Origin of the sequence: Kitasatospora sp. NPDC059408 (genome assembly GCF_042751525.1) — a bacterium.
Taxonomy (GTDB): domain Bacteria; phylum Actinomycetota; class Actinomycetes; order Streptomycetales; family Streptomycetaceae; genus Kitasatospora.
Genome location: NZ_JBHYWI010000043.1, coordinates 29,724 through 47,616 on the forward strand (window position 1 = coordinate 29,724; position 17,893 = coordinate 47,616).

Annotated in this window: 14 protein-coding genes; 7 read left to right on the forward strand and 7 right to left on the reverse strand. The window is 73.4% G+C overall.

What is annotated here, in order from left to right; genetic code table 11:
• Positions 1–27: 27 nt before the first annotated feature.
• The gene (locus tag ACFXDE_RS26355) at positions 28–1,242 is read right to left on the reverse strand and encodes a pyridoxal phosphate-dependent aminotransferase (RefSeq protein ID WP_380441582.1); all 1,215 of its coding nucleotides are present in this window, start codon (positions 1,240–1,242) and stop codon (positions 28–30) included.
• Positions 1,243–1,343: 101 nt separating this feature from the next.
• A complete protein-coding gene (locus ACFXDE_RS26360; RefSeq protein WP_380497211.1) occupies positions 1,344–2,078 on the reverse strand; it encodes a hypothetical protein in 735 nt (244 codons plus the stop codon).
• 136 nt (positions 2,079–2,214) lie between these two features.
• On the opposite strand from ACFXDE_RS26360, the gene ACFXDE_RS26365 reads away from it, so the two are divergent.
• Positions 2,215–2,886 carry a prepilin peptidase gene (locus ACFXDE_RS26365; protein ID WP_380497212.1) on the forward strand — a complete coding sequence of 224 codons (672 nt, stop codon included), beginning with the start codon at positions 2,215–2,217 and terminating at the stop codon, positions 2,884–2,886.
• Between the two features lie 182 nt (positions 2,887–3,068).
• On the opposite strand, the gene ACFXDE_RS26370 is transcribed toward ACFXDE_RS26365, so the two are convergent.
• Positions 3,069–4,700, reverse strand: coding sequence for a chitinase (locus ACFXDE_RS26370; RefSeq protein WP_380497213.1), 1,632 nt, complete (start codon positions 4,698–4,700; stop codon positions 3,069–3,071).
• Positions 4,701–5,090: 390 nt separating this feature from the next.
• Here ACFXDE_RS26370 and ACFXDE_RS26375 point away from each other — a divergent pair, with 390 nt between their 5' ends.
• From ACFXDE_RS26375 to ACFXDE_RS26390, 4 genes are all read left to right on the forward strand, one after another.
• Entirely contained in the window at positions 5,091–5,885 is a 795-nt protein-coding gene (locus ACFXDE_RS26375; RefSeq protein ID WP_363656985.1) for an isoprenyl transferase, read from the forward strand.
• A 213-nt stretch (positions 5,886–6,098) separates the two neighbouring features.
• On the forward strand, positions 6,099–7,433 hold the full coding sequence (locus tag ACFXDE_RS26380; RefSeq protein ID WP_380441591.1) for a PhoH family protein: 1,335 nt from the start codon (positions 6,099–6,101) through the stop codon (positions 7,431–7,433).
• Between the two features lie 450 nt (positions 7,434–7,883).
• Positions 7,884–8,624, forward strand: coding sequence for a transglycosylase SLT domain-containing protein (locus tag ACFXDE_RS26385; RefSeq protein WP_380441593.1), 741 nt, complete (start codon positions 7,884–7,886; stop codon positions 8,622–8,624).
• A 485-nt stretch (positions 8,625–9,109) separates the two neighbouring features.
• On the forward strand, positions 9,110–10,627 hold the full coding sequence (locus tag ACFXDE_RS26390) for an AI-2E family transporter (RefSeq protein WP_380497215.1): 1,518 nt from the start codon (positions 9,110–9,112) through the stop codon (positions 10,625–10,627).
• 125 nt (positions 10,628–10,752) lie between these two features.
• Here ACFXDE_RS26390 and ACFXDE_RS26395 read toward each other — a convergent pair whose 3' ends face one another.
• Together ACFXDE_RS26395 and ACFXDE_RS26400 are read right to left on the reverse strand one after the other, a co-directional pair.
• Entirely contained in the window at positions 10,753–11,295 is a 543-nt protein-coding gene (locus tag ACFXDE_RS26395; RefSeq protein WP_380497216.1) for an alkyl hydroperoxide reductase, read from the reverse strand.
• Between the two features lie 3 nt (positions 11,296–11,298).
• Positions 11,299–11,850, reverse strand: a complete 552-nt coding sequence (locus tag ACFXDE_RS26400) for a peroxiredoxin (protein WP_380441599.1) — start codon at positions 11,848–11,850, stop codon at positions 11,299–11,301.
• 122 nt (positions 11,851–11,972) lie between these two features.
• Between ACFXDE_RS26400 and ACFXDE_RS26405 the strand changes: the two genes are divergently transcribed.
• Positions 11,973–12,941: a LysR substrate-binding domain-containing protein gene (locus tag ACFXDE_RS26405; protein ID WP_380497235.1), complete on the forward strand. Its 969-nt coding sequence runs from the start codon at positions 11,973–11,975 to the stop codon at positions 12,939–12,941.
• 7 nt (positions 12,942–12,948) lie between these two features.
• On the opposite strand, the gene ACFXDE_RS26410 is transcribed toward ACFXDE_RS26405, so the two are convergent.
• On the reverse strand, positions 12,949–13,578 hold the full coding sequence (locus ACFXDE_RS26410) for a TetR/AcrR family transcriptional regulator (RefSeq protein WP_380441601.1): 630 nt from the start codon (positions 13,576–13,578) through the stop codon (positions 12,949–12,951).
• Positions 13,579–13,734: 156 nt separating this feature from the next.
• Here ACFXDE_RS26410 and ACFXDE_RS26415 point away from each other — a divergent pair, with 156 nt between their 5' ends.
• On the forward strand, positions 13,735–15,927 hold the full coding sequence (locus ACFXDE_RS26415) for an MMPL family transporter (protein ID WP_380497217.1): 2,193 nt from the start codon (positions 13,735–13,737) through the stop codon (positions 15,925–15,927).
• Between the two features lie 63 nt (positions 15,928–15,990).
• Here the strand turns inward: ACFXDE_RS26415 and ACFXDE_RS26420 are convergent, their stop codons facing one another.
• Complete coding sequence (locus ACFXDE_RS26420) at positions 15,991–17,796, reverse strand: SpoIIE family protein phosphatase (RefSeq protein ID WP_380441605.1); 1,806 nt, start codon at positions 17,794–17,796, stop codon at positions 15,991–15,993.
• Between the last annotated feature and the right edge of the window lie 97 nt (positions 17,797–17,893).

A 17,893-nucleotide genomic window follows, 5' to 3' on the forward strand; every position in this document is an offset into this window, starting at 1 on the left:
TGTTCTTCCCGCGCGTTCTTCCGGCGCCTACGGCTGGGCGTAGCCGCTCAGGAAGTCCCCGATCCTGGTGACGGCGTCGGTGATCTCCTCGGCGCGGGGCAGGGTGACGAGGCGGAAGTGGTCCGGCTCGGGCCAGTTGAAGCCGGTGCCCTGGACCAGCAGGATGCGCTCGGAGCGCAGCAGGTCGAGCACCATCTGGGCGTCGTCCTTGATCTTGTAGACCTTCGGGTCCAGCCGGGGGAAGGCGTACAGCGCGCCCTTGGGCTTGACGCAGCTGACGCCCGGGATGTCGTTGAGCAGCTCGTACGCGGCGTCGCGCGAGGCGAGCAGCCGGCCGCCGGGCAGGACGAGGTCGCGGATGGACTGCCGCCCGCCGAGCGCCGCGGCCACCGCGTGCTGGGCCGGCATGTTGGCGCACAGGCGCATCGAGGCGAGCACGGTGAGGCCCTCGATGTAGCTGCGGGCGCGGGTGCGGTCGCCGGACAGGACCATCCAGCCGGAGCGGAAGCCGGCCACCCGGTAGGACTTGGACAGCCCGTTGAAGGTGACGCAGAAGAGGTCGGGCGCGAGCGTGGCCAGCGGGACGTGCTCGGCGTCGTCGTAGAGGATCTTGTCGTAGATCTCGTCCGCGTAGACGACCAGCTTGTGCCGGCGGGCGATCTCGACGATCCCCTCCAGCACCTCGCGCGGGTAGACCGCGCCGGTCGGGTTGTTGGGGTTGATCACGACGATGGCCCGGGTCCGGTCGGTGACCTTGGCCTCGATGTCGGCGAGGTCCGGGTACCACTCGGACTGCTCGTCGCAGCGGTAGTGCACGGCGGTGCCGCCGGCCAGGGAGACCGAGGCGGTCCACAGCGGGTAGTCGGGCGCCGGGACGAGCACCTCGTCGCCGTCGTCGAGCAGCGCCGTCATGGCGAGCTGGATCAGCTCGGAGACGCCGTTGCCGAGGAAGACGTCGTCGACGGAGAGGCCGTGCAGGCCGCGGTCCTCGTAGTGCATGACGACGGCGCGGCGGGCGGACAGGAGGCCCTTGGAGTCGCCGTAGCCGTGCGCGGTCGCGAGGTTGCGCAGGATGTCCTGGAGGATCTCCGGGGGCGCCTCGAACCCGAACACGGCGGGGTTCCCGGTGTTGAGCTTGAGGATGCGGTGGCCCTGTTCCTCCAACCGCATCGCCTCGTCGAGCACCGGTCCGCGGATGTCGTAGCAGACGTTGGCGAGCTTGCTGGACTGGATGACCTGCATGCCTGCCTACTTTAGGGCCACGACCGGGCCCCGCGGCGCGTGTCCTGCAACACGTGCGGCGGGGCCCCGCGAGGGCTCCTTCGATCGGCAGGCGGGTGCCGTCAGCCGACCTTCCAAACCAGGGGTGCGGTGTCCAGGATGTTGCCGTACGTGAGGAACGCCGGCGGGTTCTCGTTCGGAACGAGATAGACGGCACACAGCTTCACCGACTGCCCGGGCGCGAGCGTCACGAGCGACTTGGTGTCGCACTGCGGGATCGCCTTCTCCAGGGTCGGCGCCGGCAGCGTGCCCGCCGAGTGGTCCTTCGGCTTCACCCACACCCGCATCATGTAGGCGTCCTGGGCGAGCGCGGTCCCGGTGCGGTTGGTGAACGTCATGCTGACGTAGTAAGGGGTCTTGCCGGTGGCGAGGTCCGGCAGGAAGCCGAACGGGGCGATCTCGTTCGCGGTGCCCTTGGTGATCGAGACGGCCGTGGCGTCCACGGTCGAGCTCTTGCCGAGGTAGCGGCCGGTGCCGCCGAGCGCGAGCGGGTGGTCGTAGCTGACCTGCGTGACGTTGTTGCCGCCCGCGGTGACCGACGGCTGCGGGCCGTCCCCGGGTGCGGCCGGGGCGCCGGATCCGGCGGGCGCGGGGGCGCCGGTGGCCGCGGAGGGGACGGCGCCCGGCGTGGCCGGCGGGGTGGCGGTGGCGGTGGCGGTGGCGGGCGGCGCGGCCGGGTCGCCGGTGCTCGCGGCCGGGTCGGCGTTGTCCGGGCCGCAGGCGGTCAGCAGCAGCGCAAGCGCCGCTGCCGGAACCGCGGCGCGGGCGGCCCGGGTTGTGAACCGGGTCTTCGTCATGGTCGTTCCCCCGTTGGATGATGTGGGTCGGTGGGCCCCGCCCGCCGGGCGTCCCGCTTGTCATGTGGGCGCTGAGCGAGAGGGGGTTGCGCCGGTGATGCTAGCGGCCGCCGGGGCGGTACCGACCGGTTTTCTGGTGGCTCCGTTGCTGCGGGGCCTGGTGGCCAGGTTCGCCGTGCCCGAGGGCGAGGCGTGGTGCCGGGCCTGCCCGTCGTGCGCGGCTCCGACGCGGCTGCTGCCGCCGACCGGGCGCTGCCCGCGCTGCCGGGAGCGGCTGGGCGCCGGCGCGTGGACGGTCGAGGCCACCGCCGCGGCCGTCGCGGTCGCGGTGGTGCTCGCGGCGGACGGGTCGTCGGCCGCGGCGCTGGCCTGGGCGGCCGGGCTCGGCGTGGTGCTCGCCTTCGTCGACGGCCGGGTGCGCCGGCTGCCGTACCGGCTGACGCTCCCGCTGGCCGCCGGGCTGGCCGTGCTGCTGGTCGCGTCCGCCGTGGCCGAGGGCCGGCCGGGGGTGCTGGTGCGCTGCCTGCTGGTGGCGCTCGCGGCCGGGGCCCTGTTCGAACTGCCGGTCTGGCTGGGCCTGATGGGCCCGGGGGACTCCCCGCTGGCGTTCGCGCTGGGCGGTCTGCTCGGTTGGTACGGGTGGGGCGTGGCGTTCAGCGGGCTGTTCTTCACCGTCCTGCTGGCCGGCCTGTGGGCGGTGCTGAGGGCCGTCGCCGCGCTGGCGCGCCGCCGTCCGGTGCGCGGACTCGAGGTCCCGGTGGGCCCGTTCCTGCTGCTCGGCACGTTGTCCGCGGTACTGGTGCGCTGAGCGGCCGCGGCACGCACGGCCGGAGCCCGCACGGCCGGAGCCCGCACGGCTGGAGCCCCCACGGCCGCGGCACGCACGGACGGGGCCCGCAGCACCGGTCGCGGTACTGCGGGCCCCGCCGCGGACGCGCCCACCCCACCCTCAAGGAGCGGCGCGTCGCGGGAATCAGGTCCTGGCGGTGCTCACTGCATCTTGTGGACGAACGGGCCGACGGCGTTGGAGAACGCGTTGCCGTTGTTGGCGTCCCAGTTGGTGGACCAGGTCATCGCGCCGCGGATGGTCGGCCACTTGGCCGGCGGGACGAAGCTGCCGCAGTTGGTGCCGGTGGCCAGGCAGTTGAGCGCGTTGTTCACCACCGACGGGTCGACGTAGCCGCCGCCGGCCGCCTTGGAGGAGGCGGGGACGCCGATGCCGACCTGGTCGGGCCGCAGGCCGCCCTGGATGTGGGTGCAGACCTGCGAGGTGATGAAGTCGACCGTGCCCTGGTTGTAGACCTTGCCGTCGCAGCCGTTCATGCCGCCCGAGTTGTAGAACTGGGTGTTGACGACGGTCAGGATGTCCTTCGTGTTGAGCGCCAGCTGGAAGTAGGCACCGGCGGTGCTGTACATCCCGATCGTCTCGGGCGCCATCGTCAGGACGAAGCCCGGGCCGGCCTTGGCCTGCAGGGCGTGCAGCGCGTCGCCGAGCGGGCCGGGCTGGACGCCGTTCTCCAGGTCGACGTCGACGCCGTCGAAGCCGTAGTCCTTGAGGATCGCGGCGGCGCTGTCGGCGAAGGCGGCGCCGGCCGTCGCGTCGCCGACGCTGATCGCGCCGTTCTGGCCGCCGATGGACAGCACGACCTTCTTGCCGGCCGCCTGCTTGGCCTTGATGTCGGCCCGGAACTGCGCGTCGGTGTAGCCGCCCAGGGCCTTGGACAGGCCCGGGTCGAGGGTGAAGCTGATCGCGCCGGTCCGGGTGGGCACGGCGTCGGCGAAGGAGACCGCGATGATGTCGTAGGCGCTCTGGACGTCGGCCAGGCGCTGCGGGGTCGAGCCGTTGTCGAAGTTCTGCCAGTAGCCGGTGACGGCGTGCGCGGGCAGCCCGGTGGCCGGCGGCGTGGTCGGCGGGGCGGTCGGGGTCGCGGTGGCGGTCGGCGTGGCCGTGGGGGTCGGCGTGGCCGTCGGGGTGGGGGTCCGGGTCGGCGTCGGCGTCGCGGTGGGGGTCGCGGTGGCCGTCGGGGTCGCGGTCGGGGTCGCGGTCGGGGTGGCGGTGGCCGTCGCGGTCGGGCTCGGCGCCGGGGTGCCGCCCGGGCCGGCCAGGCTCACGTCGTCCGCGAGGTAGGCGGCCTGGCCGTACCAGCCGTGCAGGTACAGCGTGATGCTGGTGGCGTTCGGGCCGGTGGTGAAGGTGGTGGCCAGCTGGTTCCAGCCGGTCTGGTTCGACCACACGCTCGGGTCGGTGGCGCCGGTGCCGCGCGCGCCGAGGTAGACGTACGGGCCCTGGACCCACGCGCTCAGCGAGTAGCTGGAGTTGGGCAGCACGCTGACGGTCTGGGTGCACTCGGCGGTGTCCGCCGGTCCCGGGGTGGCCTGGAGCGCGCCGCTGCCGGAGTGGACCGGGGCGGAGACCGCGGCGGCGGTGCCGGTGCAGGTCCAGCCGGCGAGCCCGTTCTCGAAGCCGCCGTTGGTGACGAGCTCTCCGACGGCCGCGCTCGCGCCGCCGGCGAAGAGCGCGAGGCCGGTGCCGGCCAGCGCGAGGGCGGTCGCACCGGCGGCGACGGCCGGGAGGGGGCTGCGCCGGCGCTTGTGCGCGGGCTGGTTCGACGTACGGGCCATGGGGTGACGCTCCTGGGGGAGGAGCGGCCGCCGCGGTGGGGGTCGCGGCGGCCGCGTGTGGGGGAGGGGAGGTCCGCGGTCATGCTGGTGGGGGAGGGGCCGGGACCGTCGCGTCGATCTCGTTCCGTCCCGGATCAAAAGCTGGACTAGACCATTGCCGGGCGTCAAGCACCGGAACGTCGGCTTACGGATTCCTTAAGGAACCGGAGACCGTTCCGTAGCCGTCGCCGCCGGCCCCGCCCGCGGCCCGCGACATGCACGTCGCGACAGACTTCGTACAGGACCGTGACCAGACCGCTACCTGCGGCTTTCCCGGTCGCCTGCGCGCCGGAGTAGGCTGCGCCGGGGTGGTGACGCACCCGCCGAAATGAGTACGGAGGGGCCGAAAACATGGGTCTGCGCGATGTCGTGGAACGCACGCCGGGGCTGCGCACGCTGCTGCACGGTGCGTACGGGCTCTACGGCCGCCGGGTCGAGGTCCACCTCGCCCGCACTCCCAACCACATCGGCGTGATCCTCGACGGCAACCGCCGCTGGGCCAAGGCCGCCGGCGGCTCCACCGCGTACGGCCACCAGCGCGGCGCCGACAAGATCAGCGAGTTCCTCGGCTGGTGCGACGAGACCCACGTCAAGGTCGTCACCCTGTGGATGCTCTCCACCGACAACCTCGACCGGCCCGCCGACGAACTCGTCCCGCTGCTCGGGATCATCGAGGACGCCGTCACGGGCCTCGCCGCCGCCCGCCGGTGGAAGGTGCACCCGGTCGGCGCGCTGGACCTGCTCCCGCAGCACACCGCCGACGTGCTCAAGCGCGCCGCCGAGGAGACCGCCGGGATCGAGGGCATCACCGTCAACGTCGCCGTCGGCTACGGCGGCCGGCACGAGATCGCCGACGCCGTCCGCTCGCTGCTCCAGGAGCACGCCGAGCGCGGCACGTCGATCGAGGAACTGGCCGGGATCCTGGACCCGGAGCACATCGCCGAGCACCTCTACACCCGCAACCAGCCCGACCCGGACCTGATCATCCGCACCTCGGGCGAGCAGCGGCTGTCCGGATTCCTGCTCTGGCAGAGCGCGCACAGCGAGTTCTACTTCTGCGAGGCGTACTGGCCGGCCTTCCGCAAGGTCGACTTCCTGCGGGCGCTGCGCGCGTTCGAGCAGCGCAACCGGCGCCTGGGCCTGTAGCGCCCGCCGCTCCCGACTGACCCCCCGTAGGGGTGGCCTACCCGGCCGCCGCGCGAGGCCAAACGTTCACCGGCAATGATCCGTCAGTTCGCCGGGGACGCGAATGCACCGCCCCTCGCCTGGGAATACTCCAATCAGTCCGGTCCCGGGGCCACCGGGGCAGCGGGGCCGGCTTGCCGCGGATGACGCAGGGTCATCCGCTCTGGAGGCCTAGTGGTCAGTTCCAAGAGCCGCCGGACACCAGACCGGCGCACGTACGTTCTCGACACCAGCGTGCTCCTGGCGGACCCTCTCGCCATGACCCGCTTCGAGGAGCACGAGGTCGTCCTCCCGGTGGTCGTCGTCACCGAGCTGGAAGCCAAGCGGCACCACCCCGAGCTGGGCTACTTCGCCCGCCAGGCGCTGCGGCTTCTCGACGACTACCGCATCCGCCACGGCCGGCTCGACGAGCCGATCCCGGTCGGCGAGCTCGGCGGGACGATCCGGGTCGAGCTCAACCACTCCGACCTGTCGATACTGCCGGCCGGCTACCGCTCCGGGGGCGGCGAGGCGGACACCCGGATCCTCGCGGTCGCCCGCAACCTGCAGGCCGAGGGCTACGACGTCACCGTCGTGTCCAAGGACCTGCCGCTGCGGATCAAGGCCAGCTCGGTGGGCCTGCTCGCCGAGGAGTACCGGGCCGAGCTCGCGATCACCTCCGGCTGGACGGGCATGTCCGAGCTGCACGTCGCGGCCGACGACGTGGACGCGCTGTTCGCGGCCGGCCACGACGTCTCGGTGGACATCGAGGGGGCCGCCGAGCTGCCCGTCCACACCGGACTGGTGCTCACCTCGGAGCGCGGCCGCGCGCTCGGCCGGGTGACCGGCGACGGCCGGGTCCGGCTGGTGCGCGGCGAGCGGGAGGCGTTCGGCCTGCGCGGGCGCAGCGCCGAACAGCGGGTCGCGCTGGACCTGCTGCTCGACCCGGACGTCGGCATCGTCTCGATGGGCGGCCGGGCCGGTACGGGCAAGTCCGCGCTGGCGCTGTGCGCGGGGCTGGAGGCGGTGCTGGAGCGGAGGCAGCATCGCAAGGTGATGGTCTTCCGGCCGCTGTACGCGGTCGGCGGGCAGGAACTCGGCTACCTGCCGGGGTCCGAGACGGAGAAGATGAGCCCCTGGGCGCAGGCGGTCTTCGACACCCTCTCCGCCGTCACCACTCCGGACGTGATCGAGGAGGTCATCGCACGGGGGATGCTGGAGGTCCTGCCGCTCACCCACATCCGCGGGCGCTCGCTGCACGACGCCTTCGTGATCGTGGACGAGGCGCAGTCGCTGGAGCGGAACGTGCTGCTGACGGTGCTGTCCCGGATCGGCCAGGGCTCGCGGGTGGTGCTCACCCACGACGTGGCCCAGCGGGACAACCTCCGGGTGGGCCGGTACGACGGCGTGGTGGCGGTGGTGGAGAAGCTGAAGGGGCATCCGCTGTTCGCGCACATCACCCTCACCCGCTCGGAGCGTTCGCCGATCGCGGCTCTGGTCACGGAAATGCTGGAGGACATCCACCCGTGATCCACGACTGACCGGGACATAGTCGGACAATTCGGTCAACTTCGCACGTGGGGCCCGCTCCTGATGGAGCGGGCCCCGTCCGTTTCATCACGTCGAGTACCTGTCTGTCCGGAGAACTCCCGTGCGGTGAATGTGACATGCGCCACGCGGGCGGGAATTGCGTCGAACGTGCCCGGTGCGGCATGGTGAGGGTTCTGTCAGGCCCCGCGTACGGCGCGGCAGGGCTTCCGGGCAACCGGAGTCCGGCCCGGAAGGTCCGCCAACTCCGTTCGGTGGACGCACAATTGAAAACCGACGAGCCGTACGCCGCCCGATCTCAACGCCCGGTCGCCTCACCTCGGCCGGACGCCGGGCCAGCACCTCCCGTGACCAGAGCACCTGCGGAGGTCCGTGCCAAGGGGCATGTTGCGTCCGCACGGTCACGCGTGGGCGATGCTGGAAGGAAACCATGTGACTCGGATCTCGGTCCGGGGAGTTGCTGTGGCCTCCGCCACCGCCGTCACCGCCGTCGGTGCCGTCGTGGGTGTGGCCTCGGGCAGCGAGGGCAAGACCACGCAGACGGTCGACGTCGCCGGCGCGACCTTGCTTGCCGAAGTCCCCTCTGGCGCCCAGGCGCAGATCATCAGTGACAACATCGGCCAGCAGGCGTCCTCTCAGCAGGCCTCTGCCGAGGCTGCCGCCAAGGCCGCCGCGGAGCAGAAGGCCGCCGAGGAGGCCGCGCGCCAGAAGGCCGCCGCCGACGCCCAGGCGAAGGCCGACGCGCAGGCCAAGGCCGACGCCGCCGCCAAGGCGGCCGCGGACGCCCAGGCGAAGCGCCAGGCCGACGAGGCCGCCAACCGCTCCAAGGCCCGCTCGGCCCTGGCCGCCACGGACAACAGCGCCCCGCCGGTCTCGGTCAGCCCGGGCTCGGTGCAGGACACCGCGCGGCAGATCGTCGGCAACGACACCCAGTTCCAGTGCTTCAGCCAGATCGTGAAGCGCGAGAGCGGCTGGGACTACACCGCGACCAACAAGAGCTCCGGCGCCTACGGCCTGGTCCAGGCGCTGCCCGGCTCCAAGATGGCCTCGGCCGGTGCCGACTGGCGCACCAACCCGGCGACCCAGATCCAGTGGGGCCTCAGCTACATGAACAGCCGCTACGGCAGCCCCTGTGGCGCCTGGTCGTTCTGGCAGGCCCACAGCTGGTACTAGGAGCCACCCCGCCCCGGCGGACTCCACGCAAGGCCACGGCCCCCGGCCGCTCACCCGCTGAGCGCCCGGGGGCCGTGTCGTCGGCGACCCCGCCGGGGCGGGCGGGCCGCGCCGCCCGGCCGCGCTGACCAACGCGCTCACGGGCGGTGCGGTCCTGGGTGCGGACGCGGGGCGCGGGAAGGGGTCCTGGTTTTGCTTCCCGCACCGGCCGGTCCGCCGGCGGATGGCTGGGGGCCGCTCCGGCTTCGGGGTCTCGCTCCCACTCCTCCCCAGCGTCGTGCATCCGAAACCTCACGTTCCGTCCCCTTTTGCGGGCGTTCGCGCGCCGGGCCGGTGCGTTCGAACCGGGGTCGGCCGGGCCGAACCCGCCGGGCGGCCGGACTCGTTCCGCCCCGGGCGGGTAGCGTCATCCCTGACGGCCGTGGCGCGACGCACGGCGTACCGCCGGGTGACGGCGGACCGGCACGGGAGCGGTGGTAGCGAGGATGGCGCGGGGCGGGAAGGCCTTCAAGGCCGTGGCCAAGGGCATGGCCGTGGTGGCGAGCGCGGCCGCTGTGATCGAACGGCGCCGGCGTGCCGCGATGACGGCCGATCCGCACGACGCCGTCGCGCTGCCGGGCGCCCTCCCGGACGCCGAGCGGACCGACCCGCCCGCCGCCGTGACCGCACCGACCCCGGTCGACACGGCCGGGTCGCTGCCCGTCCCGCGCACCGACTCCGCCCCCGTCGTGGAGGCGCCGCCCGCTCCGGTGGAACCGGCCGCGCCCGCGCCGGTCGCGCCGGGCGCCCAGGGCGCGCACCCCCGGGAGTACCACCCGGGCCGGCCCGCGACGCCCGTCGAGGCCGTGCCGTGGGGCCTGCGGGTCGCCGCCGAGTCCACCTGGCGGCTGCTGCTCCTCGGCGCCGCGCTCTACGTCGTCTTCTACGTCGTCGACATGCTGCGGCTGGTCGCCTTCTCGGTGCTGGCCTCGCTGCTGATCTCGGCGCTGCTGGAGCCCTCGGTCTCCTGGCTGCGCCGTCACGGCGTGCCGCGCTCGCTCGCCGCCGTCGGGGTGTTCCTGAGCGGCCTGGCCGGGATAGGGCTGGTCGGCTGGTTCGTGGTCTGGCAGGTCAGCACGAACCTGTCGGACGTCACCAGCCAGGTCCAGAAGGGCGTCATCCAGCTGCGGGACTGGCTGATCGACGGCCCGCTGCACCTGACCCAGCAGCAGATCACCGACTTCGCCAACCAGATCACCAAGGCGATCACCACCAACACGGACCAGATCACCTCGGCCTCGCTCACCACCGCGCAGATCGCCGTCGAGGTGCTGACCGCGGTGCTGATGACCTTCTTCACCACGTTCTTCTTCATCTACGACGGCCAGAAGATCTGGAACTGGGCGCTGCGCGGGCTGCCCCGGCACTCCCGCTTCGCGATGGCCGGGGCCGGGCCGAAGGCGTGGACGACGCTGACCGCGTACGTGCGCGGCACCGTGTGCGTGGCGTTCATCGACGCGGTCTGCATCGGCATCGGGATCGACCTGCTGGGCGTGCCGATGGCGATGCCGCTGGCCGTGATCATCTTCCTGGGCGCCTTCGTGCCGCTGGTCGGCGCGCTCGTCACCGGCACCGCCGCGGTCCTGATCGCGCTGGTCACGCAGGGCCCGTGGACGGCGCTGATGGTGCTGGTCGTGCTCGTCGCGGTGATGCAGATCGAGAGCCACGTGCTCCAGCCGCTCATCCTCGGGCGCGCGGTGCGGGTCCACCCGCTGGGCGTCGTGCTCGGCGTCGCGGCGGGCGGCATCATCGGCGGCATCGGCGGTGCGGTCGTGGCCGTCCCGCTGATCGCCGTCACCAACACCGTCGTGACCCACCTGCGCAAGCGCAACGAGGCCGGGCAGGCCGTGTTCACCGCGCTGGAGAACGCCCGCGAGGCCGCCGGGCGCACCGCCGCGACCCCGGCCGCCGCTCCCGCTCCCGCTCCCGCTCCCGCTCCCGCCCCGGCGCCGGTCGCCGACTGAGTCGACTGAGTCGACTGAGTCGACCGAGGCGAACGAGTCGACCGAGGCGAACGCGTCGACCGGGACGACGGAAGGGCCCCGCCGGACGGCTGTCCGGCGGGGCCCTTCGGGTACGCGCGTGTCCGTCAGGCGTCGACGGCGGCGAGGGCGGCCTCGGAGTCGAGGACGCCGGCCACGGCCTGGAGCACGGCGGCGATCTTCATCGAGGCCTGGACGACCTCGCGCTCGACGCCGGCCTTGCGCAGCACGGCCTCGTGCGAGTCGAGGCACTGGCCGCAGCCGTTGATGGCCGAGACGGCGAAGCACCAGAGCTCGAAGTCGACCTTCTCGACGCCCGGAGTGCCGATGATGTTCATCCGCAGACCGGCCCGCATGCTGCTGTACTCCTTGTCGGAGAGCAGGTGCAGCGTCCGGTAGTAGACGTTGTTCATCCCCATGACGGCCGCGGCGCCCTTGGCGGCGTTGTACGCCTCCGGGGAGAGGTTGGCCTTGGCCTCGGGCTCCAGCGCGCGCAGCACGGCGGGGCTGCGGGTGGCCATCGCGCAGGAGAGGACGGTGCCCCACAGCTGCTGGGCGGGGAGGTCGGAGTTGCCGATGACCGAGCCCAGGTTGAGCTTGAGGTCCTTGGCGTACTCCGGGAGGGCGGACTTCAGGTCGTCGAGGGCCACGGGTCAGCCCGCCAGCAGGGCCTGGGCGTCGAGGGTGTCCTCGCCCTTGGTCCAGTTGCAGGGGCACAGCTCGTCGGTCTGCAGGGCGTCCAGCACGCGCAGGACCTCCTTCGGGTTACGGCCGACGGAGCCGGCGGTCACCATGACGAACTGGATCTCGTTGTTCGGGTCGACGATGAACACCGCGCGCTGGGCGGTGCCGTCGGCGGCCTCGACGCCGCAGGCCTGCATCAGCTCGTGCTTGACGTCGGCCAGCATCGGGAAGGGCAGGTCGCGCAGGTCCTTGTGGTCCTTGCGCCAGGCGTGGTGCACGAACTCGGAGTCGCCCGAGACACCCAGGATCTGGGCGTCGCGGTCGGCGAACTCGTCGTTCAGCTTGCCGAACGCGGCGATCTCGGTCGGGCAGACGAAGGTGAAGTCCATCGGCCAGAAGAAGACGATCTTCCACTTGCCCTCGTAGGACTTGTGGTTGATGTCGGCGAAGGCGTTCGCGGCGTCGAGGTCGACACAGGCCTTGAGGTCGAACTCGGGGAACTTGTCACCGATCGTGAGCACGTTCGCTTCTCCTGAAGTGAGACTGCGGGGAGTTGTCCGGATTGCGGACAGGCCTCCACGATTCCACATCGTGGACTGATCAGGGAAATAGCTATACTCGATGTGTCTGATCGGAGAAAGTTATCAATACCCAGTCCGTCGGCGCCTCCGGCCCCGCCCGCAGCCCCCGCACGCCCACGCTCGCCCAGCTCAGGGCATTCGTCGCGGTCGCCGAGCACCGGCACTTCCGTGAGGCGGCCGCCGCCACCGGCACCAGCCAGCCCGCGCTCTCCGGAGCGGTCGCGGCACTGGAGGAGTCGCTGGGTGCCCAGCTCGTCGAGCGTACGACGCGCAAGGTGATCGTGACACCACTGGGGGAGCGGGTGCACGCGCACGCCCGCCGGGTGCTCGCGTCGCTCCAGGCGCTCACCGAGGAGGTCGAGGCCGCGCGCCGCCCGTTCACCGGGCCGCTGCACCTCGGCGTCATCCCGACCGTCGCGCCCTACCTGCTGCCCGCCGTCCTACGGCTGGTCCGCGTCCGCTACCCGGAGCTGGAACTGCACGTCCACGAGGAGCGCACGCCCTCGCTGCTGGAGGGGCTGGCCGCCGGGCGGCTGGACGTCCTGCTGCTCGCGCTCCCGTCCGGCGGCGCCTCGCCGACCCGGGACATCCCGCTGTTCGACGAGGACTTCGTGCTGCTGACCCCGCCCGGGCACCCGCTCGCCGGGCGGATCGACGTCCCGCGCGACGTGCTGCTCGACCTGGACGTGCTCCTGCTGGAGGAGGGCCACTGCCTGCGCGACCAGGCCCTCGACATCTGCCGCGAGGTCGGCGCCGACCCGGCCGGGTCGACCACCCGGGCGGCCGGCCTGTCCACCCTGGTCCAACTCGTCGCCGGGGGCCTCGGGGTGACGCTGCTGCCCGCGACCGCCCTGGACGTCGAGGCCGGCCGCGCCGACCGGCTCGCCGCCGTCCGCTTCGCCGCCCCCGCGCCCGGCCGGCGCATCGGCCTGGCCACCCGCCCGGGCTCGGCCCGCAGTGCCGAGTACGACCGCTTCGCCGCCTCGCTGCGCGAGGTCCTCGCCGAACTCCCGGTCCGGATCGTCGAGTAGGGCGTGCCTACGGGACCTCCGCCGGCGCCGCCAGGCACAGCCCGACCGTCGTCGCCACCAGCAGGTCGAGCGCCCGCACGGTGTCCGCGTCCGGCCCGGCGGCGGGGTCGGCGCCCAGCGCGAGGTAGCGCGCCGTCAGGCCGTCGAAGCCGCTGAGGAAGTGGACGGCGATCTCGCGCGCCGGCATCGGCAGGGTCAGCCCGTGCGCCGCCGCGAGGGCGGTGAGCATCTCGGTCGCCGTGCCCTCGACCTCGCGCTGGAGCGCGAGCATGATCTCCTGCAGGTCGGCGTCGCGCATCGCCAGCGCGCCGAACTCGCTGAGCAGCACGCAGCGCCCCTCCTCGCCGGTGGCGGCGTCCCAGAGCGCGTGCACGAGCGTGCGGACCTGCTCGCCGAACGGGCCGTCGCCGGGGGAGGCCGCCCGGACCTGGCCGATGAAGTCGGCGGTCAGCTGCTCGACGACGGCCCGGTAGAGGTCCTTCTTGGTACCGAAGGTGTAGTGCACCGTCGCCTGGGCCACGCCGAGCTCGGCCGCGATCGCCCGGGTGCTGCCGGCCGCGATGCCCTCGCGGCTCATCAGGTCGAGGGCGGCCTGCACCAGCTGGGGCCGCCGTTCTGCGGCGGGGACGTGTGCCATCCAGCCAGGGTATCGCCATGGTCGGACAACTGTGTCGAACGATTCCGTTGATTGCTCGTGTCGCTCGACTTTGTCATCCGACAAAGTCGAGCGTACGGTGGATCCGAGACCTGGTCAGGCACCCGCCTGCCCGACGACCGGACCGAAGGGTCAGCCATGGCCACGTACCTGTACCGATTGGGCCGCTCCTGCTTCCGGCGCAGGCGGGCCGTCCTGGCCGTCTGGATCGCCGTGCTGATCGCCGTCGGCGGGGCCGCCGGGGCGTTCGCGGGCAAGACGAGCAACGAGTTCAAGGTCCCCGGCACCGAGGCGCAGGCGACCCTCGACCGGATCAAGGACGCCTTCCCGCAGCAGGGCCACGGCTCCGCGCAGATCGTCTTCGCCGCCCCGGCGGCCGACGGCGTCAAGGCGCCGGACGCGGGCCGCGCGGTGAGCGAGGCCGTCCACCGGATCGCCGCCGTCCCGGGCGTGGCCGCCGCGCCCGACCCGTACGCCACCGGCGCGGTCTCGCCGGACGGCAAGGTCGCGATCGCGCTGGTCTCCTTCGACCGCAAGCTCGGCGACATCACCGACCAGCAGCGCGACGCGGTCAGGGCGGCCGCCGAACCGGCCCGCGCGGCCGGGCTGGACGTCGCCTTCGGCGGCGACGCGTACAACCGGATGGCCCAGGTCGACGGCGGCGAGGCGATCGGCCTCGCGGTGGCCGGGGTGGTGCTGGTGATCACCCTCGGCTCGCTGGTCGCCGCCGGACTGCCGCTGCTCACCGCGCTGGTCGGCGTCGGTGCCGCGATGGCCGGACTGCTCGCACTCACCGGCTCGTTCGAGATCATCACCACCGCGCCGGTGCTGGCGCTCATGGTCGGGCTCGCGGTCGGGATCGACTACGCGCTGTTCATCCTCTCCCGCCACCGCCGCCACCTGGACGAGGGCCTGACGCCCGAGGAGGCCGCGGCCCGCGCCACCGCGACCGCGGGCAGCGCCGTCGTGTTCGCGGGCCTGACCGTCGTCGTGGCGCTCGCCGGGCTCGCCGTCGCGGGCGTCCCGTTCCTCACCGTGATGGGCCTCGCCGCCTCCGGCGCCGTCGTCGTGGCCGTCCTGGTGGCGATCACGCTGCTGCCCGCGCTGCTCGGCTTCGTCGGCCGCCGGATCGACCGGCTGCCGGTCTGGCGGCGGGCCATGCGCACCGGCGGCACGACCACGATGGGCGAGCGCTGGGCCGCTTTCGTCGTGCGCCGCCCGCTGCCCGTCCTGCTCGTCGGCCTGGCCGGGCTCGGCGCCCTCGCGGTGCCCGCCGCGAGCCTCGGCCTCGGCCTGCCGGGCGGCGGTTCACAGGCCGCGGGGACGGACGCGCGCAAGGCGTACGACCTGGTGAGCGAGGGCTTCGGGCCCGGGTTCAACGCGCCGCTCGTCGTCGTGGTGGACGCGAAGGGCACGCCGCAGCCCGAGCGGGCCGTGCAGGGCGTGGCGGCGCAGCTGCAGACGCTGAAGGGCGTGCAGACGCTGCTGCCGCCGGCCGTCGACCCGGCCAGTGGGACGGCCCTGCTGACCGTCATCCCGCGGACCGGGCCCGACGACGAGGCCACCAAGTCGCTCGTCAACGAGATCCGCGACCAGCGCGCGGAGTTGAAGGCCTCGACCGGCGCCGGCATCGCCGTCACCGGCACCACGGCCGCCAACATCGACGTCTCCACCAAGCTCGGCCAGGCGCTGCCGCCCTTCCTCGCGGTCATCGTCGGCATCGCGATGGTGCTGCTGGCGCTGGCGTTCCGCTCGGTGCTCGTCCCGCTCAAGGCGGTGGCCGGGTTCCTGCTCAGCATCACCGCCTCGCTCGGCGCGGTGGTCGCGGTCTACCAGTGGGGCTGGCTGGACGGCCTGATCGACGTGCCGAAGGTCGGCCCGGTGGTGAGCTTCGTGCCGATCCTGCTGATCGGGGTGCTGTTCGGGCTGGCGATGGACTACGAGCTGTTCCTGGTCTCCGGGATGAAGGAGCAGCACGTCCACGGCGCGGCGCCGCGCGAGGCCGTGGTGGCCGGGGTGCGGGGCGGCGCCCGGGTGGTGACGGCAGCCGCGCTGATCATGGTGGCGGTGTTCGGCTCGTTCGTCTTCGGCCACGACCCGATCGTCCAGCCGATCGGCTTCGCCCTCGCGGTGGGCGTGCTGGTGGACGCCTTCGTCGTGCGGATGGCGCTGGTGCCGGCCGCGATGGCGCTGTTCGGCGAGGCCGCGTGGTGGTTCCCGAAGCGGCTGGAGAAGGTCGTGCCGCGGGTGGACATGGAGGGCGAGCAGCTGATCGCCCGTCTGGACCGGGAGCGGGTGTCCGGGGCGGCGAAGGAACCGGCCGGGGTCTGACCGGCCCCACGAGCCGGGCCCGGCGGGATCACTTCCCGCCGGGCCCGGCCGTCGGCACGGTCGTCACTGCGGCAGCCGCTGCTCGAACCAGACCACCTTGCCGGTGCCCAGCCGGGTCGCGCCCCAGCGGTCGGCGCAGCGGGCCACGATCTGCAGCCCGCGCCCCCGCTCGTCCTCGGGGCCGGTCCGGCGCGGGCGGGGCAGCAGCGGGCTGTCGTCGCCGACCTCGCAGCGCAGCCGGGTGGTGCGCACCAGGCTCAGGGTGACCGGACGGGTCGCGTGCTGGACGGCGTTGGTGACGAGCTCGCTGACCATCAGTTCGGTCGCCTCGCTGAGCTCGCCCAGGCCCCAGCGGCGCAGCGTGTGCGCGGCCAGCCGGCGGGCCCGGCCCGGCGTCTCGTTGCGCGGCTGGAGGTACCAGTGCGCGACGTCCCCGGCCGGGATGCCGTCGAAGCAGGCGCCGAGCAGGGCGATGTCGTCGCCGCGGTCGCCCGGCGGCAGGATCCGCAGCGCCTCCTGGCACAGCTGCTCGGGGGCGTGCCAGGTGGAGCCGGCGATCTTGGCGCGGAGCAGTTCGAGGCCGTCGCTGAGCGGGCGGCTGCGGGTCTCGACCAGGCCGTCGGTGAACAGCAGCAGGGCCGAGCCGGGCGGGGCGGGCAGTTCGACGGAGTTGAAGTCGACCCCACCGACGCCGATCGGCGCCCCGGAGTCGAGCTCGACCAGTTCGGCCGTTCCGTCCGGCCGTACGAGCACCGGCGGGACGTGCCCGGCGTTGGCGATCACCACGCGGTTGGCGATCGGGTCGTACACCGCGTAGACGCAGGTGGCCAGGTGCTGTTCGCGGCCGAGCCGCTGGGCCTGTTCGTCCAGGTGGTAGAGCACCTCGTGGGGCGGCAGGTCGAGCGCGGCCAGGGTCTGCGCGCTGGTGCGGAGCTGGCCCATGATGGCGGCCGAGGTGAGCGAGTGGCCCATCACGTCGCCGACGATCAGGGCGACCCGGTTGCCGGGCAGCGGCACCGCGTCGTACCAGTCGCCGCCGACCTGGGCGCCGCGCTCGCCGGGCAGGTAGCGCTGGGCGAGGCGCACGCCGTGCGGCTGCGGGAGGCGCAACGGCAGCATGCTGCGCTGGAGTTCGTTGGCTATCTCCCACTCGCGGGCGTACCGCAGGGCGGTGTCGACGGCCAGCCCGGCCTGGGTCGCGAGGTGCGCGGCGGTCGCGGTGTCGGCGGCGTCGAACGCCGGGCGGCCGGTGCGTTCGGGGGGCCGGCGGATCAGCACGAGCAGACCGAGCACCGCCTTGCGCCCGCGCAGCGGCAGCGCGAGGACGGACGTGCCCGCGCCGAGCCGGGCCAGCCCGCGGGTGCCGTACAGCTCGCGCAGCAGCGTCTCGGTGCGCTCGGCGGCGGGCGTGCCGATCACGGCGGCCTCGGCGGGGCGGCGGCTGAGCAGGGCGTGCGCGAGGGCGCCGCCGCGGGTCACCGGGGTGGCGGGCCCGCCGTCGGCGTTCGAGCGGGTGCCCCAGCGGGTGCGCCGGCGGTCCTCCGCGCCGCTGGGGCGGCCGCGGCGCCCGATCCGGGTGCCGGTGCTGTAGTGGATCCGCAGTTCGTCGGGGAAGCCGGGTTCGCGCTCGACGTTGGGCAGCGGGTCGCGCAGGTGGACGACGGCGGCGTCGGCGAGGGCCGGGACCAGCACCCGGCCGACGTTGCGCAGCGTCGCGGCGAGGTCGAGGGCGCTGTTGATCCGCCGGGTCGCCGAGTCGAGCCAGCCGAGGCGCCCGGCGACGTCGTCGCGCCCGGCCGCCGCGGGTTCGCTGCGCGGCTGGGGGAGCGCAGGCGGCTGTCCGGCCTCGGTGTTGAGCTGGTCGCGCACGGCTGCCTGTCCTGGGCTCGGGGTGGGCTCTGGGGGTGTGCTGCTTGCTGGTCTCTTCCGCTGTCGCGGCTGTCGGCGTGCTCGGGAGCCGCCGCCG